This window comes from Bacillus sp. PAMC26543, from assembly GCF_014250375.1.
GTDB lineage: Bacteria > Bacillota > Bacilli > Bacillales > Bacillaceae > Bacillus > Bacillus halotolerans.
Window position 1 is genome coordinate 3,680,458 of record NZ_CP060193.1, and the last position, 23,168, is coordinate 3,703,625.

25 protein-coding genes and 1 pseudogene are annotated in these 23,168 nt (G+C 47.3%); 6 read left to right on the forward strand and 20 right to left on the reverse strand.

The features are described from left to right. Nucleotides 1-118 precede the first annotated feature (118 nt). On the forward strand, nucleotides 119-409 hold the full coding sequence (locus H7F27_RS18630; RefSeq protein ID WP_024120249.1) for an antibiotic biosynthesis monooxygenase family protein: 291 nt from the start codon (nucleotides 119-121) through the stop codon (nucleotides 407-409). Between the two features lie 2 nt (nucleotides 410-411). On the opposite strand, the gene H7F27_RS18635 is transcribed toward H7F27_RS18630, so the two are convergent. The 9 genes from H7F27_RS18635 to H7F27_RS18675 all read right to left on the reverse strand — a co-directional run bounded on the left by H7F27_RS18635 (nucleotide 412) and on the right by H7F27_RS18675 (nucleotide 7,834). Next, nucleotides 412-657 carry a YczI family protein gene (locus H7F27_RS18635; RefSeq protein WP_010333057.1) on the reverse strand — a complete coding sequence of 82 codons (246 nt, stop codon included), beginning with the start codon at nucleotides 655-657 and terminating at the stop codon, nucleotides 412-414. Between the two features lie 172 nt (nucleotides 658-829). Further along, on the reverse strand, nucleotides 830-1,471 hold the full coding sequence (locus tag H7F27_RS18640; RefSeq protein WP_185848274.1) for a spore germination lipase LipC: 642 nt from the start codon (nucleotides 1,469-1,471) through the stop codon (nucleotides 830-832). Between the two features lie 63 nt (nucleotides 1,472-1,534). Beyond that, the gene (locus tag H7F27_RS18645; protein WP_185848275.1) at nucleotides 1,535-2,287 is read right to left on the reverse strand and encodes an IclR family transcriptional regulator; all 753 of its coding nucleotides are present in this window, start codon (nucleotides 2,285-2,287) and stop codon (nucleotides 1,535-1,537) included. Between the two features lie 16 nt (nucleotides 2,288-2,303). Continuing rightward, a complete protein-coding gene (locus tag H7F27_RS18650; protein ID WP_185848954.1) occupies nucleotides 2,304-3,311 on the reverse strand; it encodes a 5-oxoprolinase subunit C family protein in 1,008 nt (335 codons plus the stop codon). Nucleotides 3,312-3,313: 2 nt separating this feature from the next. After that, entirely contained in the window at nucleotides 3,314-4,036 is a 723-nt protein-coding gene (gene pxpB, locus H7F27_RS18655) for a 5-oxoprolinase subunit PxpB (protein ID WP_101860993.1), read from the reverse strand. Nucleotides 4,037-4,080: 44 nt separating this feature from the next. Further along, nucleotides 4,081-4,872 (reverse strand): putative hydro-lyase, encoded by a 792-nt coding sequence (locus H7F27_RS18660; RefSeq protein WP_260627289.1) that lies wholly within the window; start codon nucleotides 4,870-4,872, stop codon nucleotides 4,081-4,083. Nucleotides 4,873-4,877: 5 nt separating this feature from the next. Beyond that, nucleotides 4,878-6,092 (reverse strand): NRAMP family divalent metal transporter, encoded by a 1,215-nt coding sequence (locus H7F27_RS18665; protein ID WP_103671939.1) that lies wholly within the window; start codon nucleotides 6,090-6,092, stop codon nucleotides 4,878-4,880. 18 nt (nucleotides 6,093-6,110) lie between these two features. Then, nucleotides 6,111-6,878: a 5-oxoprolinase subunit PpxA gene (gene pxpA, locus H7F27_RS18670; protein ID WP_185848276.1), complete on the reverse strand. Its 768-nt coding sequence runs from the start codon at nucleotides 6,876-6,878 to the stop codon at nucleotides 6,111-6,113. A gap of 206 nt (nucleotides 6,879-7,084) precedes the next feature. Continuing rightward, nucleotides 7,085-7,834 carry a Cof-type HAD-IIB family hydrolase gene (locus H7F27_RS18675; protein ID WP_185848277.1) on the reverse strand — a complete coding sequence of 250 codons (750 nt, stop codon included), beginning with the start codon at nucleotides 7,832-7,834 and terminating at the stop codon, nucleotides 7,085-7,087. 131 nt (nucleotides 7,835-7,965) lie between these two features. Here H7F27_RS18675 and H7F27_RS18680 point away from each other — a divergent pair, with 131 nt between their 5' ends. Further along, the gene (locus H7F27_RS18680; RefSeq protein WP_024120240.1) at nucleotides 7,966-8,130 is read left to right on the forward strand and encodes a hypothetical protein; all 165 of its coding nucleotides are present in this window, start codon (nucleotides 7,966-7,968) and stop codon (nucleotides 8,128-8,130) included. Nucleotides 8,131-8,165: 35 nt separating this feature from the next. Here H7F27_RS18680 and H7F27_RS18685 read toward each other — a convergent pair whose 3' ends face one another. From H7F27_RS18685 to H7F27_RS18710, 7 genes and pseudogenes are all read right to left on the reverse strand, one after another. Beyond that, on the reverse strand, nucleotides 8,166-8,558 hold the full coding sequence (locus H7F27_RS18685; protein WP_024120239.1) for a 3-hydroxyacyl-ACP dehydratase FabZ family protein: 393 nt from the start codon (nucleotides 8,556-8,558) through the stop codon (nucleotides 8,166-8,168). A 56-nt stretch (nucleotides 8,559-8,614) separates the two neighbouring features. After that, nucleotides 8,615-9,174, reverse strand: a pseudogene (sipU, locus tag H7F27_RS18690) (signal peptidase I sipU). A gap of 124 nt (nucleotides 9,175-9,298) precedes the next feature. Then, nucleotides 9,299-10,363, reverse strand: a complete 1,065-nt coding sequence (locus tag H7F27_RS18695; protein WP_185848278.1) for a tartrate dehydrogenase — start codon at nucleotides 10,361-10,363, stop codon at nucleotides 9,299-9,301. An 88-nt stretch (nucleotides 10,364-10,451) separates the two neighbouring features. Further along, nucleotides 10,452-11,573, reverse strand: a complete 1,122-nt coding sequence (locus tag H7F27_RS18700) for a mannitol-1-phosphate 5-dehydrogenase (protein ID WP_101863995.1) — start codon at nucleotides 11,571-11,573, stop codon at nucleotides 10,452-10,454. 1 nt (nucleotide 11,574) lies between these two features. Beyond that, nucleotides 11,575-12,006 (reverse strand): PTS mannitol transporter subunit IIA, encoded by a 432-nt coding sequence (locus H7F27_RS21000; RefSeq protein WP_059291950.1) that lies wholly within the window; start codon nucleotides 12,004-12,006, stop codon nucleotides 11,575-11,577. Between the two features lie 24 nt (nucleotides 12,007-12,030). Continuing rightward, entirely contained in the window at nucleotides 12,031-13,464 is a 1,434-nt protein-coding gene (locus H7F27_RS18705; protein ID WP_024120234.1) for a PTS mannitol transporter subunit IIBC, read from the reverse strand. A gap of 167 nt (nucleotides 13,465-13,631) precedes the next feature. Next, entirely contained in the window at nucleotides 13,632-13,985 is a 354-nt protein-coding gene (locus H7F27_RS18710) for a hypothetical protein (protein ID WP_024120233.1), read from the reverse strand. Nucleotides 13,986-14,147: 162 nt separating this feature from the next. Between H7F27_RS18710 and H7F27_RS18715 the strand changes: the two genes are divergently transcribed. From H7F27_RS18715 to H7F27_RS18725, 3 genes are read left to right on the forward strand one after another with little or no spacing between them, the layout of a single operon-like run. After that, nucleotides 14,148-14,720 carry a copper uptake transcriptional regulator CutR gene (locus tag H7F27_RS18715; protein ID WP_024120232.1) on the forward strand — a complete coding sequence of 191 codons (573 nt, stop codon included), beginning with the start codon at nucleotides 14,148-14,150 and terminating at the stop codon, nucleotides 14,718-14,720. 34 nt (nucleotides 14,721-14,754) lie between these two features. Then, entirely contained in the window at nucleotides 14,755-16,380 is a 1,626-nt protein-coding gene (locus H7F27_RS18720; protein WP_185848279.1) for a copper resistance CopC/CopD family protein, read from the forward strand. A 13-nt stretch (nucleotides 16,381-16,393) separates the two neighbouring features. Beyond that, nucleotides 16,394-17,014 (forward strand): YcnI family copper-binding membrane protein, encoded by a 621-nt coding sequence (locus H7F27_RS18725; protein ID WP_103671934.1) that lies wholly within the window; start codon nucleotides 16,394-16,396, stop codon nucleotides 17,012-17,014. A 43-nt stretch (nucleotides 17,015-17,057) separates the two neighbouring features. Here H7F27_RS18725 and gdh read toward each other — a convergent pair whose 3' ends face one another. The 4 genes from gdh to gabT form a co-directional block, all read right to left on the reverse strand. Continuing rightward, nucleotides 17,058-17,843 carry a glucose 1-dehydrogenase gene (gdh, locus tag H7F27_RS18730; RefSeq protein ID WP_024120229.1) on the reverse strand — a complete coding sequence of 262 codons (786 nt, stop codon included), beginning with the start codon at nucleotides 17,841-17,843 and terminating at the stop codon, nucleotides 17,058-17,060. Between the two features lie 18 nt (nucleotides 17,844-17,861). Beyond that, nucleotides 17,862-18,725, reverse strand: coding sequence for a RhaT/GlcU family sugar-proton symporter (locus tag H7F27_RS18735; RefSeq protein ID WP_103671933.1), 864 nt, complete (start codon nucleotides 18,723-18,725; stop codon nucleotides 17,862-17,864). A 125-nt stretch (nucleotides 18,726-18,850) separates the two neighbouring features. Continuing rightward, the gene (gene gabD, locus H7F27_RS18740; RefSeq protein ID WP_101860987.1) at nucleotides 18,851-20,239 is read right to left on the reverse strand and encodes a succinate-semialdehyde dehydrogenase; all 1,389 of its coding nucleotides are present in this window, start codon (nucleotides 20,237-20,239) and stop codon (nucleotides 18,851-18,853) included. Nucleotides 20,240-20,309: 70 nt separating this feature from the next. Beyond that, on the reverse strand, nucleotides 20,310-21,623 hold the full coding sequence (gabT, locus tag H7F27_RS18745; RefSeq protein ID WP_185848280.1) for a 4-aminobutyrate--2-oxoglutarate transaminase: 1,314 nt from the start codon (nucleotides 21,621-21,623) through the stop codon (nucleotides 20,310-20,312). A 105-nt stretch (nucleotides 21,624-21,728) separates the two neighbouring features. Here gabT and H7F27_RS18750 point away from each other — a divergent pair, with 105 nt between their 5' ends. Beyond that, nucleotides 21,729-23,168 (forward strand): MocR-like transcriptional regulator GabR, encoded by a 1,440-nt coding sequence (locus tag H7F27_RS18750; RefSeq protein ID WP_185848281.1) that lies wholly within the window; start codon nucleotides 21,729-21,731, stop codon nucleotides 23,166-23,168.

Here is a 23,168-nt window from a genome sequence, read left to right on the forward strand (position 1 = left end):
CTTAAATGAATTAGTACGTGCAAGATTTTTTTGAAAATGAAGGAAAAGGTTCATCGTTTTTGCAGAAATCTCCTTTCGTTTCCTGTAAACTATTTGAAAAGAGGAAAGAAGGGATCACATGGTCAGAGAAGCAGCTATGCTTCATATTAAAGAGGGGCTTGAACAAGAATTTGAGGACGCGTTCCGGCTGGCGGCGCCGATCATTGCCGGAATGAAGGGCTATATCACACATTCTTTATCAAAATGTATGGAAGAAACACATAAGTACCTGCTGCTCGTAGAGTGGGAAACGCTTGAGGACCACACTGAAGGCTTTCGCGGGTCTTCCGAGTACAAAGAGTGGAAAGCCTTGCTGCATCGGTTCTATACGCCGTTCCCGACGGTTGAGCATTTTCTGGATGTATCATAGATTTATATCATATAAAGCGTAAAACCGATGAGAGAAACAGACCAAACGAAAACGGCAGTATAGATGTTAAATGCTCCTGAGCTGTCGTTTTCTTTTTTGCGTTCTTCAAGCCCCTGAATAAACATGACAGCGCCCAGGAAAACGAGCATGACAGATTGGATAACAGAGGTGTGTTCCGTATAGTTAAAAGCGATAAGCGCCAGTATGATAATGATAACCGCAAAAGACATTTTAAAAATGCGAAACAAAAGGACCATCCTTCCTTATATACGAAATATTGAGCGTTATGCCTATATTTGCCTTTGCCCTCCATTATTCTAGCGCACTTTTTTTGTATATAGAACATGAGACGGGGAAATTTAAGTTTCTTTTAATATTTGAATTCATATAAAAAAACGCGCCAGTGATCAGGCGCGTTTTCTATGAAACTGATAATTCTCGATAACCTATTCCTCGGAGCACTTCGGCCATTGCCTGATAGCCGCTGCTATTCGGATGGACACCGTCGAAAGACAGGTATTCCTGCTCTTTCCCTTTAAAGACACTGTAAACGTCAGCGATTTTAACATGAGGTGCTGTTGCCAGCGTTTTCAAATGCGAATTAAATGAAGTAATCCATTGATCAGCAATGCCAATGCTGGGAAACGGGTTGTATAAATTAAAAACACGGATGGCGTAAGGTGATGGATCTGACCCTTTGATATTGGCGATATGGGCAATCATCTTTTCAAAATTCTCATGACAATGCGCGGACGCACGGCTGAAAATCGTTTCATCCTGAGAAGATTGATAGGATAATACAGATTCAATGAGATCATTTCCGCACCCTGTGATCGTAATCATATCAGCGGCTTGAATTTGTTTTTGAACATAGGGATATGACAGGAGCCCGAGGATTTCCTCTGTATCAAGACCGGATTTGGCGAAAACCGATACGGCTGTTTTTGATTTCAGATCGGCTTCCATCATGTCTCTGAAGCGCTGGACAAATCCTGCAGAAAACAGCCCAGAGCCTCTCCCCGTCGTTAAAGAATCTCCGAGCGCTGTATACTGAAGCACCATGATCTTTCCTCCACTCATGAACGTCGATACGTTAATGTACGCAGCAGAGAAAAGATCGGCTACTTATGGATACCCTATTTTTCTGGAAATCTGCAAAGCGGCTTGTTTTACTCTTTCCGTTAAATACGGCAGCCTGTCTTCTGTAAATCTCGCTTCAAACCCTGCAATACTGATGCCGGCCGCCACCTGGTGATGATGGTTAAAAATCGGCGCGCCAATAGCGGCCGTATAGTTTTCGAGTTCTGAATAGCTGACGGTATAGCCGTTTTGCACTGAGGCCTCAATGGCCTCAAGAAGCTTTGACGGATCTGTCATGGTCCCTGAACCGATCGGAATGAGCTCTGTCTGTTTGATGTACGCTTCAATTTCTTCACGGGGCAGAAAGGACAAAATGCTCCGGGCACATGCCCCGGCGTACAGAGGAGAACGCCGGCCGATTGCAGTGTAGAGGCGAACGGTTTGTGTCCCTTCAATCTTCTCCACGTAGATCGCTTCATTTCCGTCCCTCATGATCAAATGAACGGCTTCATCTACTTCACGGCAAAGCTCTTCCATCACAGGCTTGGCTATTTTTCTGATATCGAGTCTGTCCGCGACAAGCTGTCCGAATTCCAAAAACACCAGTCCCAGCGTATAAACGCCGGATGGGTCTCGATTGATGAACCCCATTTCTTCCAGTGAGCTGACCATTCGGTGAACAGAGGTTTTCGGCATTCCTGACAGGGAAACGAGTTCGCTTAAAGTAAGGCTTGGTTCATGCAAAAACAAATTGAGCAACGCCATAGATTTCACTACGGTTTTGTTTTTATTCTGCATCATTCCATCCCCTTTGTTATGTCAGCCATTCCATTTTCATTCTTGTTTTCAGTTCTTTTAAATGCGCTTCCCGTTCAATGAAAAGCGCTTCCGCTTCCTGAAGGGATACAGGCTCAAATTGGACGTGCTCGCCCGGCATGATTTGCGAGGCAATCGGAAGATCAGCTGAAATGATGTGAGCGATCCTCGGATAACCTCCCGTCGTCTGCCGGTCTGCAAGCAGGATAATCGGATTGCCGTCAGGCGGCACCTGAACTGTTCCAAATGTAACCGCCTCTGACACCATCTCAAGCGGCGCCTTCAATTGAAGCGGTTCCCCTTTGAGCCTGTAGCCCATACGATCGGACTGCGGAGTGACACGAAACGTTTCTTCATAAAACCGCGTTTTCGATTCTTCTGTGAAAAAAGAGAATTGTTTTCCTTCCAGCACTCGGATCACCGGATTCTTTTTTAACGGCAGAAATCTGTATCGGCTGACTGACCAATTCGGCGCCGCAAATCCTCGCTGGCCAAGGTGTTGGCTCAAGCGGGAGACGATGGTTTTCGAAAGAGATGACATCTCTCCGATCGGCAGTTCATCTTCCTTCTGAAGCGCTCTTCCGTGAAATCCGCCGATGCCCGCTCTGACATACGTGCTTTTGCTTTCCATCACAGCAGGTACATTGAAGCCGCCGGCTGTCGCCAAATAAGCGCGGCTGCCGAGTTTGCAGGGGCCGAAGGTGACCGTGCTGTTTCCCTTAACGAGCACAGGTTTCCAAAGAGGCGCTTCCTCATCATTCACACGCAGGGTAAAGTCCGCTCCTGTTACGGCAATCAGCATTGGTTCTGACACATAAAGCGACGGGCCGGGACCCATCAGCGTAATTTCAAGGCCGGCTTCTTTTTCGCTGTTTCCGATCAGCAGATTTGCGATTCGAAGCGATACCGTGTCCATGGCGCCGCTTGCCAGCACGCCGTATTTTTGATACCCCGTTCTGCCTATATCCTGAACCGTTGTGAGCAGTCCGGGCTTTAACACTTTCATGCTCAATTGGACTCCTCCTTATAGGCGTGATAGTCATCCTCTGAGATGCGGACAAATGTAACAATATCTCCTGCTCTTAATAACGTTGGCGGGTTTTCCTGCGGCCGGAATAGAGCCAGCGGCGTTTTGCCAATCAGCTGCCAGCCGCCCGGTGTCGAAATCGGATAAACGCCTGTTTGCAGTCCCGCAATTCCGACTGAACCGGCGGGAATCGATGGTCTTGGCGATGATTTCCTTGGAGCTGCAATGCGTTTGGACATCCCGCCTAAGAAAGGAAACCCCGGTGCAAAGCCCAGCATATACACCACATATTCACCGCCTGTATGAATCTCAATGACCTCTTCGGGTGTGAGATGATTGATCTTCGCCACCTCTTCTAAATCAGGCCCGAATTCACCGCCATAGCAGACGGGAATTTCAACGATGCGACGGCTGCTTTCATAATCAGCCGTTAATTCTCCGAGCCGCTCATGAATATCGCGTTTCACCTTCTCAAAAGGCGAGCTGATGCCTTGAGGCAAATGCTTATACACTTCATACATATCATAAAATACGGTAAGACTCGTAAAAGCCGGGATACATTCAATGAATCCCGGAAACGGCTGTTCTTCTATATAAGCGGCAGCGGCATGGACAAGACCGTTTACTTGCTCGCTAATTTCTTCTCCAAATCGGATCATCATTGCAGAATCACCGAGCTGTTCGATTTGTAATCGTTCAGTCATCTTTCTCACCTCGTTTATTTCTCGTTCATCAGGAGGACGAGAGGTTACAGCACCGCAAGCGACTCGTCTCGAATATCTGTGATGAGCATATGTCCCGGCGCATGTGTGATGACCATTTCAGGTTTTACATTCATAGCCACAGCTTGCGGAGTTACCCCGCATGCCCAAAATAGAGGAACCTCGCCTTCACGAACAGAAACGGCATCCCCAAAATCTGGATTGCTCAAATCCTGTATGCCGATCGCTTTTGGATTGCCGATATGAATCGGTCCTCCGTGCACAGCCGGAAAACGCGAGGTTACCTGTGCGGCACGTACAGCGAGCCGTTCAGGAACCGGTCTCATACTGACAACCATCTGTCCATGAAACGGCCCCGCCGGAACACAATCTATATTCGTTTTGTACATTGGAACGTTCGTCCCCTCGTCGATATGTCTGACGGGTATTCCATGATTGATCAGCGCTTGTTCAAAAGAGAAACTGCATCCGATCAGAAAGCCGACAAAATCGTCCTCCCAGTATGGCGTAATATCAGATATCTCATCTGTCAAAACACCGTGCCTGTATACACGGTATTTTGGAAAATCCGTTCTGATATCCGCATCTGGCGCTGCAAGCGACGGCACAGGCGAACCGGATTCCGTCACATCCAGCACCGGACAGGGTTTTGGATTCCGCTGGCAAAACAGCAGAAAGTCAAATGCCAGATCTTTTTTCAAAATCACAAGGTTCGCTTGAGCATAGCCGCCGGACATTCCGGCAGTCGGCCCGTTTATTTTCCCCTCTCGTATAAACGCGCGCACATCTCTTGGCGCCATCTTGTTTAAATGATCCACTCTTATCAGCTCCACAATTGAGGAAGTTGTGTAAATAACGTGTAGACGCCCATAATCGCCATGACGATGACAACCAGGGCACCTGAGCCTGTCAGCCAAAGCGGATGCTTATAATCACCGACAATGTTTTTCTTATATGCAGCAATAAGCAGCGTTCCAAGCGCAATCGGCAGAATCAAACCGTTCAGAGATCCGACAAGCACGAGAATTTTTGCCGGTTGTCCGATGGTAACGAAGGCTAATGTAGAAACGACAATAAATCCGATAATAATGCCGCGTGAATTCTTTTCAATTTTTGGAGAAAAGGTTTTAAAAAACGAAACAGATGTATAAGCGGCTCCGATAACAGACGTAATGGCCGCTGACCACATGATCAATCCGAAAATTTTATAACCGACATTTCCCGCTGCCAGCTGGAACACAGAGGCCGCCGGGTTACTTTCGTCAATGTGCAGGCCTTTTGAAACAACGCCGAGCACAGCTAAGAAAAGGGCGATCCGCATGATGGATGTAATTAAAATGCCGATAACTGAGCTTTTTGTCACCTGGGGGATGGATTCCTTGCCTTTAATCCCTGCATCAAGCAAACGATGTCCGCCGGCAAATGTGATATATCCCCCGACGGTTCCGCCGACTAATGTGACAATTGCAAATATACTGATATGTTCAGGGACAAACGTGTTAGCCACAGCCTGTCCGACCGGCGGCGCTGTGGTGACCGCAACAAAGACAGTTAAAATAATCATGACAAAACCCGCGATTTGCGTAAAACGGTCCATCGCTTTTCCTGCTTCCTTGATGACAAAAATCAGAATGGCGATGACGGCGCTGATTAAGGCGCCTGTTTCTGGTGTAATGCCGAACAAGACTTGAAGTCCGAGCCCAGCCCCTCCGATATTCCCGATATTAAAGGCAAGTCCGCCAAGCACGACGAGAATTGCGATGACATATCCCAGTCCGGGAAGCACCATATTCGCAATCTCCTGGCCCCTTTTTCCTGAGACCGCAATGATGCGCCATACGTTGGTTTGAGCGAAGATATCCAAAATAATAGAAATTAAAATAACAAAACCGAAGCTTGCTGCGAGTGTGTTTGTGAATGTTGCGGTTTGTGTCAGGAATCCCGGGCCGATTGCTGATGTCGCCATTAAGAAGGCGGCCCCCATCAGCAATGACCAGCTGCCCGTTTTTTTCCCTGCTGTTTTTTTCTGCTGCTCCATCTATTTTCCTCCTTCTGATTACTTCTGCGCTGAAATAGCAGTCATTTCAATTCCGGCCGCTTTGAGCTCTTTTCTGATTTTTTGCGCAAATGTCAGCGCGTGGGCTCCATCTCCATGAATGCAAACTGTATCTGCTTTTAATGACACATCATGTCCTTGCTGAGATTTGACCGTCCCTTCTTTCACCATTTTGATCACCTGAGTGACGGCGGCATCATCGCTTTCAATGAGTGCGTCCGGCTGGGAGCGCGGCGTGAGCGTCCCGTCCGCTTGGTATGTTCTGTCGGCGAACACTTCACTTGCTGTTTGAAGCCCGATCCGTTCTCCCGCTTTTACAAGCTCGCTCTCAGCAAGGCCGAAAAGAATCAGTCCTGGATCGACCTTGTAGACAGCTTTTGCAATGGCGTCCGATAGCTTCTGATCGACTGCGGCCATATTGTACAAAGCGCCGTGCGGCTTGACGTGCTGCATGTGAAGTCCTTCCGCTTTTAAAAACCCTGACAAGGCGCCAATTTGATAAACCACAAGATCATATGCTTCCTCTGGAGAAATCGCTATATTTCGGCGGCCGAAGCCGAGCAAATCCGGGAGTCCCGGGTGAGCGCCGATTTTTACGCCTTTTTCAGCAGCAAGGGCAACTGTTTTCCGCATGACACTTGGATCCCCTGCATGAAATCCGCATGCGACATTCGCTGAAGTAACAAACGCTAAAATATCTTGATCAAGACCTATCGTATAGGCTCCGAAGCTTTCCCCTAAATCACAATTTAAATCAACTTGAAACACAGAATCCCTCCTGCCAAGCAAACGATTGCTCTATGTATTTTATTGTTCCGAAATTCGGAACGACTATTCCGAATTTTTGAACTTTATTTCATTATATTCAATCATATCAGTTTGTGAAATAACTTTGTTAGAAAACCTACCATGGTCCTAGAAGAAAATCTCCCTGATAAAAAAAAGAAAAGAGTCCTTATCTCAGGACTCTTTTCTTATAGTACCCAATGACGTATCGCTTTAGCGACGCCATCTTCTATATTTGTATCAGTGATCCAATCAGCCGTTTCCTTCACGACGTCTTGGGCATTGCCCATCGCTACGCCCAGCCCGGCTTCTTTGATCATCGCGATATCATTCAGGCTGTCGCCCATCGCCATGACATTTTCCATCGTAAAGCCGAGTTTTTCAGAAACCTTCGCAAGGGCTGCGGCTTTGTTGATGCCGAGCGCGTTGACCTCGATGTTTGTCGGGCTTGAGTTTGTGATTTCGAGCTCTTTATTTTTTCTGAGCTCCGCCAGCACTTCGTTTCGGATGTCGTCATCCTCTATGTCAAATCCGAATTTAAGCCATTCATGATCAGTGATGTTTTCCGGGAACTCGCCTCTCCACACTTTGTTAACAGTTGAAGCCCAGAAATTAGTGTTGTGCTTATTCCGCAAATCCCACATCATTTTGATGTGATCCGTGTGGAGCAGATTGCGTTCCACTAAATTAAAATTCGAGTCCCAGATTTCGCTGCCGTTAGCCGTGATTAAAAAAGACGACAGCTTCAGCGACTCAGCCAGCTCCCGGCACGTCATCAGCGTCCGGCCCGTACTGATGACCACGTAAACACCTTTATCCTCCGCCTCACGAATCGCGTTGCGGTTTTCGTCTGAAATCAGCTGCTCGTCATTCAGCAGTGTTCCGTCCATATCAATAGCAATCAGCTTGATATTCACATCTTCTCTTTGAACAGACATATATGTACCTCTCTTTATCTTTTAGTTGTTCTGGTTCTATTCTAATACATTATACCCAGCGGAACAAAACAGCCATTTCACATGTTTCAAGTGGAGACATTAGAGGAAAACAAATGGTGAGGTGATAAAACATGAAAGAGAGAAAACAGCAGAACCGCCCTAATGAAAACCCCGAACATAATGACTTGACCGATCCGATACCGAATGAAGAGCTGAAGGAAAACATGAATGATGAAAAACAGAAGCGGCAGCAACGAGATGACTCACAAAGCGAACGGGATTACGATACGAAATAATAGAACCCCTCACAAATCGTAGTGAAGGGTTTTTTTCATTTTTCAATATAGATGCCGATTTCAGCTTCAGCAACAGGCTGCCCGCCCACTGACGCCTTGGCATGTCCAAACACAAACCCGCGCCGGTTGCGCGTAACTTCAAACGTAAGATCAAGCCGGTCACCGGGTATGGCCGCGCCCAGCTTTTCCGCTTTCTTCACGGAAGACAATAAGCCCAAGCTGTTTTCATCTGTAATTCCTGTAAAAGCCGCGGTTTGCGCAAGTGCTTCAATCACAAGTGAAAACGGCATTTCTGTTTGCGTGTCAGTGATAAACCAGTCGTTCTCACTGACCAGCTTATAAGCAGCTGCATGCTTGCCGGGCTCGCTTTCTGTCACGCCGTCAATCAATAAAAATGGGTAGCGGTGAGGCAGCATATATGGTTTCATCGTTCTCCACCCTTTCTTTCATTTCATCAAGCATTATCTCTTTTTTGCGTATGTATTCATTTTGCTACTCTTATCTCACTGAACGGATAAAAGACTAGAGACTCCGTACCAATGATATCTTCATCAGAAGGCATCCCCATTCCATTTCTGCTGTCCACCGAATTGAGACGGTTATCTCCCATTACAAAATATTTGCCGGCAGGAACCTCAGCTTCAAAATCACTCGTGAGATTTTCCCCTGACGCTTGCATTTCTTGTTTATGTTCCTTTAGATACGGTTCGTCACTTTCTTACCGTTTATGTATAGCTGATCATCCTTCATGATAATTGAGTCGCCAGGCAAACCGATTAACCGTTTTATAAATGAACGGCCGCTCTTTTCGTCATGAATCACGATGATGTCGCCTCTATGAAATCCGCCTGTATATTTGGCTGCTTTGTCAACCAACATTCGTTCTGAGTCTTTTAGCGTCGGAGCCATTGATGAACCTTCAACGAGATAGGGCATATAAAACGCCATTCTGATCATGAAAATGAAAGCTAGAATACATGCAGTACTGAGTACAATCCATTTGGTTTTTGATTTTTTCTTTAATGTGATCGTTTTTGCGTTCAACTTCTTCCACCTGATACCTTCCTAAGAATTCCATGTCATTATACAGCATTTGGATCTTCTTGGTTAGTAATCTGTTGAAATTTTTGTAAACGGCCGGGGCAACCATTCGTCCCGGCCTGCATGTTTATAAGTTTCTTAAACGCACACAAATTTCGTCAGTGACCTCTTCCGTCGTGCTTTGTCCGCCAATGTCGCGTGTTTTAATGCCGTCAGCCGTGACTCGTTCCATCACATTGAGGATCTTTGCCCCCAGTTCTTCCTCTCCGAAATGGTCAAGCATCAGCTTCGCTGTCCAAATCTGGCCGATTGGGTTGGCAAGGCCTTTGCCGGCAATATCCGGAGCTGAACCATGAACCGGTTCGAACATGGATGGGTACTTGCCAGACGGGTTAATGTTCGCAGACGGCGCAATGCCAATGCTTCCCATCAGGCTCGAGCTGATGTCGGTTAAAATATCACCGAACAGGTTGCTCGCCACAATGACATCAAACGTTTCCGGACGCGTCACAAAAAAAGCGGCCAACGCATCAATATGCTGGGATGACGTTTCGATTCCGCTGTAATCAGCCGCAGTCTGCTGAAAGACTTCATCCCAAAACGGCATCGCGTGATAAATTCCATTAGATTTTGTCGCACTTGTCACATGACCGCGCCGTTTTTTCGCCAATTCGAAGGCAAAGCGCATGACACGTTCTGTCGCTTTTCTCGTAAACACGGCATTCTGGATGGCGATTTCATCGTCACCCCTGTGAATGCGTCCGCCGACTTCACTGTATTCACCTTCACTGTTCTCGCGAATCACCACTAGATCAAAATCGTTCGGATGCCGCAGCGGCGACGTGATGCCGGCCATTTGTTTGGCTGGTCTCATATTAATGGAAAGCTCAAGCTCTCTCCGGATCTTCAGCAGCAGCCCCCATAAGGAAATATGGTCTGGAACCAGTTTCGGATTTCCGACCGCTCCCAAGAAAACCGCTTCAAATTGAGTGAGCGTATGTATGCCGTTCTCAGGCATCATTTCGCCGTGCTCCATATAATAGTCACAGCTCCATGGAAATGACGTAAATGAGAATGACAAACCTCCGTGAACCTCAGCTGCTGTATGAAGCACTTTCTCAGCAGCCGCCACAACTTCTTTTCCTACTCCATCTCCCGGTATTGCCGCAATCTCGAATTGTTTCATCGTCATTCTCCTCCCCCTGTTATCGTAAGCGTTTTCTATTATACTAGATTGCGAGATGGTAAAAAAAGCCCGTGACGTATAGTCACGGGTCCGGTTATTGATTCAGTTTTTTTAAAACGGTGGCATGCAGCGGTTCATGAGACGGAATACCGCACACCTCGTGAAGCACTCCGCTGTATCCTTTTTCCGCGATCAGCGCTTGCAGCTCGACCGCTTCCGGATCACCGGCAAAGTCGAATCGCAGCGCCGCAGCAATGCCTTCAGCCAGTGCATTAGGCTCTTTGATTTTCTTCGCCGGACCTACAAGCCTGTCATTTTCCCCAAGCTTTCTGAGCGGCGATCTCGCCACACGGGTCACATCGTCGGTGATAAATTCATTTTCAAAGCGGCCGATGATTTTTTTAATATATTGCTCGTGTTCTGATTGCTTAAAATGATACGTTTTGATGAGATAATCACCGGTTTCAAGCAGCGCTGAGTGAACAACACGGCGGATTTCCGGATGATCGATCGCTTCTTTTATCGTTTTTAATCCGCGCTGATAGCCGACATAGGCCGTTACAGCATGGCCGGTATTAACGGTAAACAGCTTTCGTTCGATGTACGGCGTTAAATCATCAACAAACAGCGCGCCTTTTATTGCCGGTGTTTCCCCTATAAAGCCTGATTCGTCGATGACCCATTCAAAGAACGGCTCAACCGACACTTTGAGCGGATCTTCATGATGCTGAATCGGCACGATCCGGTCAACCGCGGAATTTGGGAATCCGACAGTGTTGCCGACAGCCTCCTGCTCCGCCTCTGTTAAGTGGCTGTATACTTCTTTTTTTAAGAAGCTGCTTCCGCCAATCATATTTTCACAGGCAATGATATTCAGTGTGTCGGCAGAGCTTCTTCGTCTTAAGCCTTCTGCGATAGACGGGGCAATCAGCTTCAATACATTCGGGCCGACAGCCGTCGTGATGAGCGCCGCCTCATTGATCAGCCGATACAGCTCCTCCGGCTGGCTGCCGCTGTTGATGGCGCTGACCGGGCCGATCACCTCTGATGAACGCCCTTCTTCTGCGAGTTCAACAGTGTATGCCCGTTTTTCATTAAGGAGGCCGACCATCGTGTCATTTACATCCGCAAACACCACTTCATAGCCGGAGTGGTGAAGCAGCGTACCGATAAAGCCCCTCCCGATATTACCCGCACCGAAATGTAAGGCAATCATGCTAGTTCACCTCGTTAAAAATCGCGATCAAATCTTCTTCGCTTTTCGCAGAAATCAGGCGTTCAATGTTTTCTTCTTCTGAGCAGATGATGGCGATGTTAGACAAAATGTCTAAATGCTCGTTATTTTTTCCGGCAATGCCGAATACGACTTTGGCTGTGTTTCCTTCTCCATACTCTACTCCGCCAGGAATTTGAATGATTGAAATCCCTGAGTGAAGCACTTCGCTTTTGGCATCTTCTGTGCCGTGGGGGATGGCAATAAAATTCCCCATAAAGGTAGAAGATGTTTCTTCCCGTTCAAACATTTTTTCAATATAATCGTCTGTCACGTAGCCGTTGTCAATCAGCGTTTGGCCCGCCAATCTGATCGCTTCTTCTTTTGTTGCAACCGTTTGATTGAGTTTGATGTTTTCTTTTGCGAGTACTTGCATGAGTATCACTCTCTTTCTATGAGATTACTTTTTTAGCTTTTCAATAAGCTCGTCATATTTCGGACTGTTTAAGAAGTTCTCCACTGATATGTGCGTCGCATTTGGCAGCTTTGCCTTTGCTCGATCTGTTAAGTCTTTGTGGGTAATGACAATATCCGCATCGCTCGGCAGATTGTTAATCGCCGTGTTGGTCACACTGATATCCAGGTCTGCTTTTTTGACTTTGTTTCTTAAAATCGAGGCCCCCATCGCGCTTGAGCCCATTCCGGCGTCACATGCGAAAATAATTTTATTGACGCTTTCAGGAGACAGCTCAGACGCTTCCTCAGCTTTTGCTTGTTCTGCCTCTAAAGCAGCGGCAGCTTGGCTTTTCTTCCCCTTCATGGACTGCATTTTTTCTGTTGCGGCAGCGAGATCTTCTTCGCTTGCTTTCGAAGACTTCAGGATCACAGCTGACACGATAAACGAAACGGCTGCAGCGACCAATACGCCTGCCAGCACGCCGAAGTATCCGCCTCTTGGCGTCATGGCCATCAATGCGATAATGCTGCCTGGTGACGATGCTGCAACTAGACCGGCGTTAAAGATAGAGAACGTTAGGAGTCCGCTTGCTCCGCCTGCAATCGCTGCCAGAATCAATGCCGGCTTCATTAAAATGTACGGGAAGTAAATTTCGTGAATCCCCCCGAAGAAATGAATGATTGCCGCTCCAGGAGCCGTTGATTTTGAAGATCCTTTTCCAAAGAACATATACGCGAGCAAAATGCCGAGCCCCGGTCCAGGGTTTGCTTCTACTAAAAACAGAATTGACTTTCCGGTATTGGCTGCCTGCTCGATTCCAATCGGGCTTAAGATACCGTGGTTGATCGCGTTATTTAGGAACAAGACCTTCGCCGGTTCCACGAAAACGCTTGCAACAGGCAGTAAGTTAGCGTGTACAATGACCTCTACACCGGCTGCCAGTAATTTATTTAACGTCAGAACGACTGGGCCGATCGCATAAAACGCGAGAATCGTTAAAGCCGCGCCGACAATTCCTGCCGTAAAGTTGTTAATCAGCATCTCAAAGCCTTGTTTTACTTTGTCCTTGAATAATTTATCAGTTTGCTTAATGAGATATCCGCCCAGCGGCCCCATTATCATCGCGCCTAGAAACATCGGAATATCCGACCCGACAATTACCCCGATTGCCGCCGTCGCACCGACGACTCCGCCGCGGTGGTCGTAAATCATTTTTCCGCCTGTATACGCTATCAAAAGCGGCAGTAAATACGTAATCATCGGGCTGACCAGCGTATTCAGCTGCTCATTCGGAAACCATCCCGCCGGAATAAACAAAGCAGTAATGATGCCCCACGCGATAAACGCGCCGATATTCGGCATGATCATTCCGCTCAAATAACTGCCAAAGCGCTGAACTTTCACTTTCATGCCGCCTTGCTGCTGTTCTTGCTGCATATATAAACCCTCCCTGTTTTGTTTGTCGCTAAAAGAATGATAATGTCAGAGAATGATGCTTCCCTTTGACTCTATATTAAAACGCTTACAGTATGTGCACAATTGAAAGTAAAGAGGACTTTGGCACATGGGTGTGACAATTTTTTAAAAATAAAAAGACTCCTGTTTTAGGAGCCTTTTCTCTTTCCTCTATAAATAATCTTGCCGTTTTGAATCACATGCTTCGCGATCATCCGTTCACTTACAATAAATACAGGATAGGCACACACAAGCGCCAAAACAGCCATCGGCACATGCTGAACGGCCGGAACCATTGAGCCTGCCGCATTGCGAAGGAGCATCAAAAGATAAATGAGCAGCACGATGAGTGCCAAAGATACAATCATAATCGGAGCTGATACTTTATATTCGTAAAGCCGTTCCCGGCAGTGACCGCAGCGAAATTGGCACGGGACATTTGACGATCTGACCATGTCGCCTGTCAAAGGTTTGCCGCAGTTCGGGCATACTGTTTCTTTCATATGGTATTTTCACTCTCCATTCATATGTCCATTATACCAGAGACCATTCTGTTTCGTTTTGTTACTGTTCAACACATTTTCACATTTTTTATCATCAGCATACTTGTCTCGGTCTTTGAAATCCTCTACGCTTAAGAAGATCTTAATGAAGGGGATGTATGAATGCTTCCGATTAATAGACAGCAGCACATACTTGAGTGGCTGAAAAAAGAAGGCGCGCTCAGAATTTCTGATATCAGTCAACGGTTCGGTGTGTCAGAAATGACAGTATACAGAGATGTGAATCAGCTTGTCCAATCAAACCAGGTGATAAAAACGGCCGGCGGCATCACGCTCCCAGTCCGTGCGCCTCAGGCTGATCACATGTGCAGCTATTGCCTAAAGCCGGCCAATCAGGCTTATTCGGTCCAGCTGATCACGGTGACACAAGACATTGAACAGCTGTGCTGCGCACATTGCGCGTTTTTGCGGTATGCAGATAAAACGGAAGAGGTTTCTCATTTGATTTGCAAAGACTTTCTGTTACAAACTACGGTCAGTGCCGCTTCGGCTTATTTTGTTGTAAACGCTGAATTAAATCTGCACTGCTGCCAGCCGCAGGCCATACCGTTTGCGACTCTTGACCATGCTGAACGTTTTCAAAAAGGCTTTGGCGGAGCCGTCCGCACCTTCGATCAAGCGCTGGAAGACATGCTGAGAGACAGAAAAAAGCGCTGCACCTGCACCAAGAAATAACACAATATAATTAGCGGAAGGTGGTGTCTGAGTAATGCAACGAAACAGATGGTGGATCATACTTCTGCTTTTTCTTGTTTTCCTGCCGAAAACAAGCTTTGCTCACGCCTATATTGTCAAATCTTCGCCCGGAGAAAACAGTGAATTAAAAAGCGCTCCCGCACAGGTGGAAATTGAATTTAATGAACCGGTTGAAGAGGGCTTTCACTACATTAAAGTCTATAATTCAGACGGCGACCGGGTGGATACGGACAAAACAGAAATCAAAAAAGACAACAATCACATCATGACCGTGAAGCTGAAAAAGAATCTGCCTCATGACGTGTACAGAGCGGAATGGAATGCCGTTTCGGCAGACGGGCACCCTGTTTCCGGCGTCATCCCGTTCAGCATCGGAAAAGCGGATGGAGGGTTCAGCAGCCAGAAAACATCAGGCTCAGCCCTGAATCCGGGAACAGCAGCAGACCGCGCCATTCTGTATACAGCCTTTTCTCTGTTTATCGGGACCGTTTTCTTCCATCTCTTCTGGTATAAAGGGGACGGAAAAAAACTCGCCAAACGGACGAAGCGTTTGCTTGTCATCTCAGTCACTGTGCTGGGGCTGGCGCTCCTGCTTCAGCTTCCGATACAGACAAAAGCGAATGCAGGCGGCGGCTGGGGCAATGCCTTTCAGCCGGAGTACATGAAGGAGACGCTGTTTGAAACCGCGGGAGGCACAATTTGGATGATTCAGGCCGTGCTGTATGTACTCCTTGTCCTGTCTGCCATCCCAGTGTTACGCAAAAAGCGTTTTGCGTCCTTCGCATATTGGACGGCGCCGCTCATTTTCTTTTTCGGTCTCCTGCTTGCCAAAGCGTTTACCGGACATGCCGCTGTTGTTGAAGAAAAGACAGTCGGTATCCTGATGGATTTCCTTCATTTATCGGCCGCCTCCATCTGGATCGGCGGAATAGCGGCCATCGTTTTACTGCTGTCACAGGAGTGGAGACAGCCGGACAAAACGCTTGCTTGGGAGACGGTGAAACGGTTCTCTCCATGGGCGCTCACAGCAGTCGGTGTCATTTTGTTCTCGGGCTTGCTCAATGGATTTTTCATCATTCGGTCAATGGATTCACTGTTCCATACGGCGTATGGCCAAGCCTTGTTAGTCAAAAGCGGACTGTTTGTTTTGATGCTGATTCTGGGCGGTATTCATTTTCTGCTCACCAGAAAACGGCAGGGGTCCAAAATCACCCGCACGCTAAAAGCGGAATGGGCAATCGGCATCGCTGTCCTGATCACAGCTGCCGTATTTACAAGTCTGCCAAGTCCGCCTGAGCCTGCACCCGAACCGTTTTATCAAACGAAAGCGATTGAAAACGGGCAAAATGTTTCTCTCAGCATCAGCCCGAACCAGCCCGGCAAAAACGTGTTTGAACTCAGGGTTACCGATCATAACAGAGACCCTGTAAAAAACATTCAGCAAATCACCTTGACCGTTTATAAAACGGGACTGTCAGGCAATAAAAACAAAAGCACGTTTCAATTGAAGGAAAAAACAGATGGCATCTTCCAGACTGAAAACCTGTCCATTAATGAAAAGGGAAACTGGAAGATCAAAGTCCACGGACTGACCGGCGACTTTAACGAAATCAATATCATGTTTACAAAGACAAATTAAAGGAGTGTTTGAGTTGTTGAAAAAAATCGCATTCACACTATGTCCAGCTGTTATCGGCTCTCTTTTATTCTTTACGGCGCCTGCCAGCGCGCACGTGTCTGTAAAACCGGCTGAATCCGCCGCAGGCTCATGGGAGACCTACACAATGAAAGTTCCTTCCGAAAAAAATCAGCCGACAACAAAGGTTGTTTTAAAAATGCCAAAGAATGTTGAGTTCCAGCAATACGAACCGGTTCCGGGCTGGAAGGTGTCTACTGCCAAACACGACGACAAATCAGTGTCCGTAACGTGGGAAGCCACTGACGGAGGCATTCAGGAAGGCCAGTTCCAGCAATTTACCTTTGTTGCCAAAAACCCTGATAAAGCGGAGGAAGCCGCTTGGGATGCCTATCAATATTACAAAGACGGCAGCATAGTTGAATGGACAGGCGATGAAGATGCGGATACGCCTCATGCCATCACAAAAATCACCGCAGCCAAAGAAGTAACAGATGAGCATGGCGCCACTCAAACGAAAGATGATTCTGCTTCTGCAGACTCAGGTTCATCGGCTCTTGATATCACAGCGATTGTGCTGTCTGCGGCAGCCATTATTTTATCTGTTGCAGCTCTAGTAAAGAAAAAGCGCGACTAAACAAAAAGCGATCCAGATGAGTTCTGGGTCGCTTTTTTTTGATTTATCCGCGTCCTGCCTGGAAGGAAGGGTATTGTGTCATACCGCCGTCCGCGAATAACGTAATGCCTGTGACGTAGCTGGCTTCCTTCGAAGCAAGCCATGCTGCCACTGCCGCAATTTCCTCCGGTTCACCGATATATCCCATCGGAATCATGCTTTCTACATCTGCTCTCTGCTTAGGATCAGCAAATTTTTCAGCATTGATTGGCGTGTTGATCGCGCCTGGCCCGATATTGTTGACACGAATGCCTTTCGGCGCATATTCCAGCGCCAATGTTTCCGTCATCAGCTTGATTCCGCCTTTACTTGCCGCATAGTGAACAAATAATGGCCACGGAATCACTTCATGTACGCTCGACATATTAATGACATTTCCTTTTATATCGTTTTCAACAAAATATTTAATCGCTTCACGGCATCCTAAAAAGGCGCCCGTTAAGTTCGTGCTGATGACTTTTTCCCAATCCTTGAGCGGCATTTCATGAGACGGCACGGGATTTTCAAGACCGGCATTATTAATCATAATATCGAGTGTGCCGAACTCTTTAATCGCTGTTTGAACGATGTTTTTTACATCTTCCTCTTTCGTTACGTCTCCTTGGACGACAATGGCTTCACCGCCCGCCTTGATGACCTCTTCTTTTACCTCGTTTGGATCCTGTTTATTACTGTAATAGTTGATGACCACTTTCGCCTGCTCCTTGCCGAAGCGAATGGCCATTGCCTTTCCTAATCCTGAAGCAGCTCCTGTAATAGCAACGACTTTTCCTTTTAAATCCGGATACATATTCATCCTCCTTAACTGTTATGAATTCGTTTTGGCGATCCCTAAAAATACGGCAGCCGCAATAATCAGTGCAATCCCGATCGCAATCGCAATCAGCTGGCGTTTTGATTTCTTTTCACGCAGGATGAAAATACCGCCAAGCGTCGAGATGACAATTCCCATTTGAGAGAGAGAAAAGCTTGTGGCAACGCCGACTTTCGGCTGAGAAATAAACAAAAACATATTTCCCCCTGCCCAGATTAAGCCCGGGAGAATATTTCGGATGGCATACTTATTGAAGGGCTTGTGCTTATAGGTTAAAATGACCCCTCCAATGACCATCCCGATCGCCTGCGGCAACAGGGCGGACCATCCAGATACATTAAATAATCTTGCGACAACGACATAAATCAAATAACCCAATGTCGAGACCAGAAGGATTAAAATGCCCTTTTTTAAGTTGCTCGGCTCTCCATCTTTTTTGTTTTTCTTATCTTCTAATGACGTGAGAACGATACCGACAATAATAAAGATAAGAGCGAGGACTCCAAGTGTAATCGAAATCGGTGTTGACCACTCTCGGAAAACAATGACGCCGAACAGTGAGGTGGAAACAAGCTGCATCCCTGTGGAAATCGGCATCGTTTTGGACACACCCATTAACTGAATGCTTTTGAGCTGGTTGCTCTGCCCAAGTGACCAAAATAAGCCGGATATAATTCCAACGATAAAAATGCGCATGGACAAGACGGGTTGGACAAACAAATAAATAACGATAGAAACAATTAACGCCCCGATCGTCGTTCCCAGTGTTTGGCTGTACGGCCCGCCGCCTAATTTAACATTGAAGAGAACAATGCTCCCCCAAAACAAAGCCGGGAGAAGAGCCAAAAATAAATCCATTGTTGGGGAACCTTCTTTCAAAATGTATTTGCTGTTATTTTGGCTGGAATTGATATGTTTATTCGCTGAAACAAAAAAAGAGCTGCCGGATCTTCCGGCAGCTCTTCAGGAGCATATCGTTTCGTTTATAAACCGATGGACATATATTTTGTTTCAAGGTATGGTTCGATACCTTCTGAACCGCCTTCACGGCCGATTCCGCTTTCTTTCATTCCGCCAAAAGGAGCTTGAACCGCGGACGGTCCTCCGTCATTCCAGCCGATAATTCCGTACTCAAGGTTCTCGGAAATATAAATGCCGCGGCGGTAATTTTCTGTGAAGAAATAAGCAGCCAAGCCGTACGGTGTATCGTTGGCAAGCTCAATTGCTTCATCAATATCTGTAAAAGTGACGATTGGCGCAACAGGGCCGAATGTTTCCTCGTGCATGATATTCATGGACGTATCGACGTCAGCGAGCACTGTCGGATTGACAAAGTAGCAGCCTTTATCATCGTTTCGTTCATAAGTGCCCCCAGCGACAACCTTCGCTCCTTTTTCAACCGCATCATCAATTTGGCTGACGATTTTTTCAAAGCCCCTTTTGTTGATAATCGGACCGACGTTTACGCCTTCCTCAAGTCCATTTCCTACCTTCAGCTTCGATACTTGCTCGCTCAGTTTCGCAGCAAATTCATCTTTGATGGATTCATGGACGATGAGCCGGTTGGCGCATACGCAAGTCTGACCCGCGTTTCGGTATTTAGACACCATTGCCTGTTCAACAGCAAGATCAATGTTTGCATCTTCATCCACAATCAGCGGGGCATGTCCGCCGAGCTCCATGGATACGTGTTTCACAGTATCGGCGCTGTTTTTCATCAGGATTTTCCCTACAGGTGTTGATCCTGTAAAGGTGATTTTGCGGATTTTCGGACTGCTTGTAAAAACGTTTCCGATCTCCTCGCCATCACCGATGACAACCTGAAGCACGTCTTTTGGAATACCTGCTTCGTATGCGAGGCGTGCAAGTTCATAGGCTGACAGCGGTGTATCAGGCGCCGGCTTGATAATAAACGTACAGCCGGCAGCAAGAGCAGGCGCCGCTTTACGTGTAATCATCGCATTTGGGAAATTCCAAGGCGTAATCGCGGCAACTGGGCCGACTGCCTGGCGCGTCACGACAATTCGTTTTCCGGTTGTCGGAGCCGGAACGGTTCTTCCGTATACACGCTTCGCTTCCTCTGCGAACCATTCGATATAACCGGCGCCGTACAGCACCTCTCCGACAGCTTCCTGGTACGGTTTTCCGTTTTCCTTCGTAATTAAATCTGCAAGTTCTTCTTTATGTTCCACGATTAGCTCATACCACTTTTTCAAAAGAGACGCTCTTTCGTTCGCTGATGTTTTAGACCATGATTTAAACGCTTGATGTGAACGTTCAATGGCTTCTTCTACTTCTTTGGCTGATTGCTGAGGAATCGTTTTGATCGCCTCGCCTGTAGCCGGGTTGTAGACCGTTAATTGATCTGGCATATTGAACATTCCTTTCTATTCTTGGATTTACTTAAAATGATAGCAGACCCGTGTGCGGTCTTTCCAATGATTAAGCTCGCAGACCTGCTTCCACAATGTGGAGCCCTTCATTCAGAAGGTCATCTGAAATAACCAGCGGCGTCAGGAAGCGGATGATATTGCCGTTGATTCCGGCTGTCAGCAGCAGCAATCCGTTTTGATTCGCGTACGCTGCGATGGCTGCCGCTTTCGCTTTATCAGGTTCACATGTTTCAGGGTCTTTCACGATCTCGATTGCTGCCATTGCCCCAAGTCTGCGGATGTCACCGATAAACGGGTATTCTGTTTGCCATTCAAGCGCTTTTTCTTCAATGATCCTGCCGATTTCCTCAGAACGTTCATTCAAGCCTTCTTCTTCAATAATGTCCAAAACAGCCAATGCCGCCGCGCACCCAAGCGGACTTCCCGCATACGTGCCGCCGAGCTCTCCGGGCGCCGCCGCATCAAGCATTTCCGCGCGTCCGATCACACCGCTTAACGGCAGCCCAGCCGCAAGAGATTTCGAAACCGTGATCAGGTCTGGCACGACATCAAAGTGCTCGATCGCGAAATAAGTGCCCGTTCTGGCAAATCCGGTTTGAATTTCATCGGCTACAAAGACGATGCCGTGTTCTTTACAGAAGGAAGCGACGTGCTGCACAAACCGTTTAGAAGGAATAATGAATCCGCCTTCTCCCTGCACCGGCTCCATCACAACACACGCTACCGTTTCAGGAGCAACTGCTGCGATAAAGAAGTCATTGAACGCTTGAATGACCATATCGTCATATGCATCATCACTCAGTCCGGCAGGCTTCTGATAATAATACGGAAACGGCGCCTGGTATACCTCTGATGCAAATGGGCCGAAACCGAATTTGTACGGCTTTACCTTGCTTGTCATGCTCATTGTCATATTCGTGCGTCCGTGGAACCCGCGTGTAAACGAGACAACGCCTTGGCGCTTGGTATACTTTCTGGCGATTTTCACAGCGTTTTCCACCGCTTCCGCTCCGGAATTGAGGAAAATCGCTTTTTTCTCATGAGTGCCCGGCGCAATGCCGCAAAGCTTTTCAGCTAATTCAATATAAGACGGATACATCATGACGTTAAAGCCCGGATGGATCAGCTCCTCCGCCTGCCGCTTCACAGCTTCTACCACCTTCGGATGCGAGTGTCCGACGTTTAAAGTTCCAATAGCGCCCGCAAAATCAATAAATCTCCGGCCGTCCAAATCATACAGCTCTGCTCCCTCTCCTTTTACCGCCAGGCTGCGGTTTCCGTTGCTCACACCTTTTGAGACAAATTGGTCCCGTTTTTGCTGCCACTCTGCTGTAGTGAAAGTTGATGCCGTTGTTTGACTCATGTGAATTCCCCCACTGTCATTATTTTCTTACCATTCTGACTTCTTTTTGGTATGATGAAAAGTACCAATTATAACTTTTTGATGGTACCAGAAGGAGACACCGCAATGGACATCACAATCACTCTCGATCGCTCAGAAAAAGCGGATTATATCTATCAGCAGATTTATCAAAAGCTGAAAAACGAAATCCTCAGCCATAATCTGCTGCCCCACTCGAAGGTTCCCTCCAAACGAGAGCTGGCTGAAAAGCTGAAGGTCAGCGTAAACTCTGTGAATTCAGCCTATCAGCAGCTGCTCGCCGAAGGGTATTTGTACGCTGAAGAAAGAAAGGGTTTTTTCGTCGAACAGCTGGACACATTTCCCTCTGAGGAACAGCCCTCATCTTCACTGCCGGATGATCTGAAAGAGGTTCATATCGATCAAAGCGATTGGATATCTTTTTCACATATGAGTGCCGATACAGATCATTTTCCAATGAAAAGCTGGTTTCGCTGTGAGCAAAAAGCGGCTGCCCGCTCACACCGCACGCTCGGCGACATGTCTCATCCGCAAGGCATATATGAGGTAAGAGCCGCCATTACAAGGCTGATCTCTCTGACGCGGGGTGTGAAATGCCGGCCGGAACAAATCGTCATCGGGGCGGGCACCCAGGTGCTGATGCAGCTGCTGACTGAGCTTTTGCCTCAGGACGCGGTGTATGCGATGGAAGAGCCTGGCTACAGGCGAATGTACCAGCTTTTGCAACATGCCGGAAAACAGGTGAAGACGATTATGCTTGATGAAAAAGGGATCTCCATTTCTGAAATCATCAGACAGAAGCCTGATGTATTAATCACTACCCCTTCACATCAATTCCCGGCCGGAACAATTATGCCTGTATCCCGGAGAATTCAGCTGCTGAACTGGGCAGCGGAGCAGCCGAGCCGCTATATTATTGAGGATGATTATGACAGCGAATTTAAATATGATGTAGACAGTATCCCGGCGCTCCAAAGCCTCGACCGATTTCAAAACGTCATCTATATGGGCACCTTTTCAAAATCACTTCTCCCCGGATTGCGGATCAGCTACATGGTGCTGCCGCCGAAGCTGTTACGGGTATACAAAAAGCGGGGCTATGACCTGCAGACCTGCTCGTCGCTCACACAGCTCGCCCTGCAGGAATTTATCGAGTCCGGAGAATATCAGAAGCATATTAAAAAAATGAAGCAGCATTATAAAGAAAAGAGAGAACGCCTCATCCGCGCATTAGAATCAGAGTTTGGAGGGGAGATTACGGTAAAAGGGGCAAATGCGGGACTGCATTTCGTCACCGAATTTTATACCTGCCGCACGGAACAAGAGATACTCGCGCATGCCGCCGCCCAGCAGCTTGAAATCTTTGGGATGAGCCGGTTTCGCTTAAAAGAAAGCCGTCCGCAGCCGGACAAGCCCGCGCTTATTATCGGCTTTGCACGGCTGAGGGAAGAGGACATTCAGGAAGGTGTGCAAAGACTTCGCCTCGCTGTTGATGGACATAAAAAAATCCCCGGTTCAGGGGATTGA

Excerpts from the sequence above, each read along its gene's own strand:
- H7F27_RS18630 (WP_024120249.1), top strand. The coding sequence starts at position 119 with ATGGTCAGAGAAGCAGCTATGCTTCATATTAAAGAGGGGCTTGAACAA.
- H7F27_RS18640 (WP_185848274.1), bottom strand. The coding sequence starts at position 1,471 with ATGGTGCTTCAGTATACAGCGCTCGGAGATTCTTTAACGACGGGGAGA.
- H7F27_RS18645 (WP_185848275.1), bottom strand. The coding sequence starts at position 2,287 with ATGCAGAATAAAAACAAAACCGTAGTGAAATCTATGGCGTTGCTCAAT.
- H7F27_RS18650 (WP_185848954.1), bottom strand. The coding sequence starts at position 3,311 with ATGAAAGTGTTAAAGCCCGGACTGCTCACAACGGTTCAGGATATAGGC.
- pxpB (WP_101860993.1), bottom strand. The coding sequence starts at position 4,036 with ATGACTGAACGATTACAAATCGAACAGCTCGGTGATTCTGCAATGATG.
- H7F27_RS18665 (WP_103671939.1), bottom strand. The coding sequence starts at position 6,092 with ATGGAGCAGCAGAAAAAAACAGCAGGGAAAAAAACGGGCAGCTGGTCA.
- H7F27_RS18675 (WP_185848277.1), bottom strand. The coding sequence starts at position 7,834 with ATGTCTGTTCAAAGAGAAGATGTGAATATCAAGCTGATTGCTATTGAT.
- H7F27_RS18680 (WP_024120240.1), top strand. The coding sequence starts at position 7,966 with ATGAAAGAGAGAAAACAGCAGAACCGCCCTAATGAAAACCCCGAACAT.
- H7F27_RS18685 (WP_024120239.1), bottom strand. The coding sequence starts at position 8,558 with ATGAAACCATATATGCTGCCTCACCGCTACCCATTTTTATTGATTGAC.
- H7F27_RS18695 (WP_185848278.1), bottom strand. The coding sequence starts at position 10,363 with ATGACGATGAAACAATTCGAGATTGCGGCAATACCGGGAGATGGAGTA.
- H7F27_RS18700 (WP_101863995.1), bottom strand. The coding sequence starts at position 11,573 with ATGATTGCCTTACATTTCGGTGCGGGTAATATCGGGAGGGGCTTTATC.
- H7F27_RS21000 (WP_059291950.1), bottom strand. The coding sequence starts at position 12,006 with ATGCAAGTACTCGCAAAAGAAAACATCAAACTCAATCAAACGGTTGCA.
- H7F27_RS18705 (WP_024120234.1), bottom strand. The coding sequence starts at position 13,464 with ATGCAGCAAGAACAGCAGCAAGGCGGCATGAAAGTGAAAGTTCAGCGC.
- H7F27_RS18710 (WP_024120233.1), bottom strand. The coding sequence starts at position 13,985 with ATGAAAGAAACAGTATGCCCGAACTGCGGCAAACCTTTGACAGGCGAC.
- H7F27_RS18715 (WP_024120232.1), top strand. The coding sequence starts at position 14,148 with ATGCTTCCGATTAATAGACAGCAGCACATACTTGAGTGGCTGAAAAAA.
- H7F27_RS18720 (WP_185848279.1), top strand. The coding sequence starts at position 14,755 with ATGCAACGAAACAGATGGTGGATCATACTTCTGCTTTTTCTTGTTTTC.
- gdh (WP_024120229.1), bottom strand. The coding sequence starts at position 17,843 with ATGTATCCGGATTTAAAAGGAAAAGTCGTTGCTATTACAGGAGCTGCT.
- H7F27_RS18735 (WP_103671933.1), bottom strand. The coding sequence starts at position 18,725 with ATGGATTTATTTTTGGCTCTTCTCCCGGCTTTGTTTTGGGGGAGCATT.
- gabD (WP_101860987.1), bottom strand. The coding sequence starts at position 20,239 with ATGCCAGATCAATTAACGGTCTACAACCCGGCTACAGGCGAGGCGATC.
- gabT (WP_185848280.1), bottom strand. The coding sequence starts at position 21,623 with ATGAGTCAAACAACGGCATCAACTTTCACTACAGCAGAGTGGCAGCAA.
- H7F27_RS18750 (WP_185848281.1), top strand. The coding sequence starts at position 21,729 with ATGGACATCACAATCACTCTCGATCGCTCAGAAAAAGCGGATTATATC.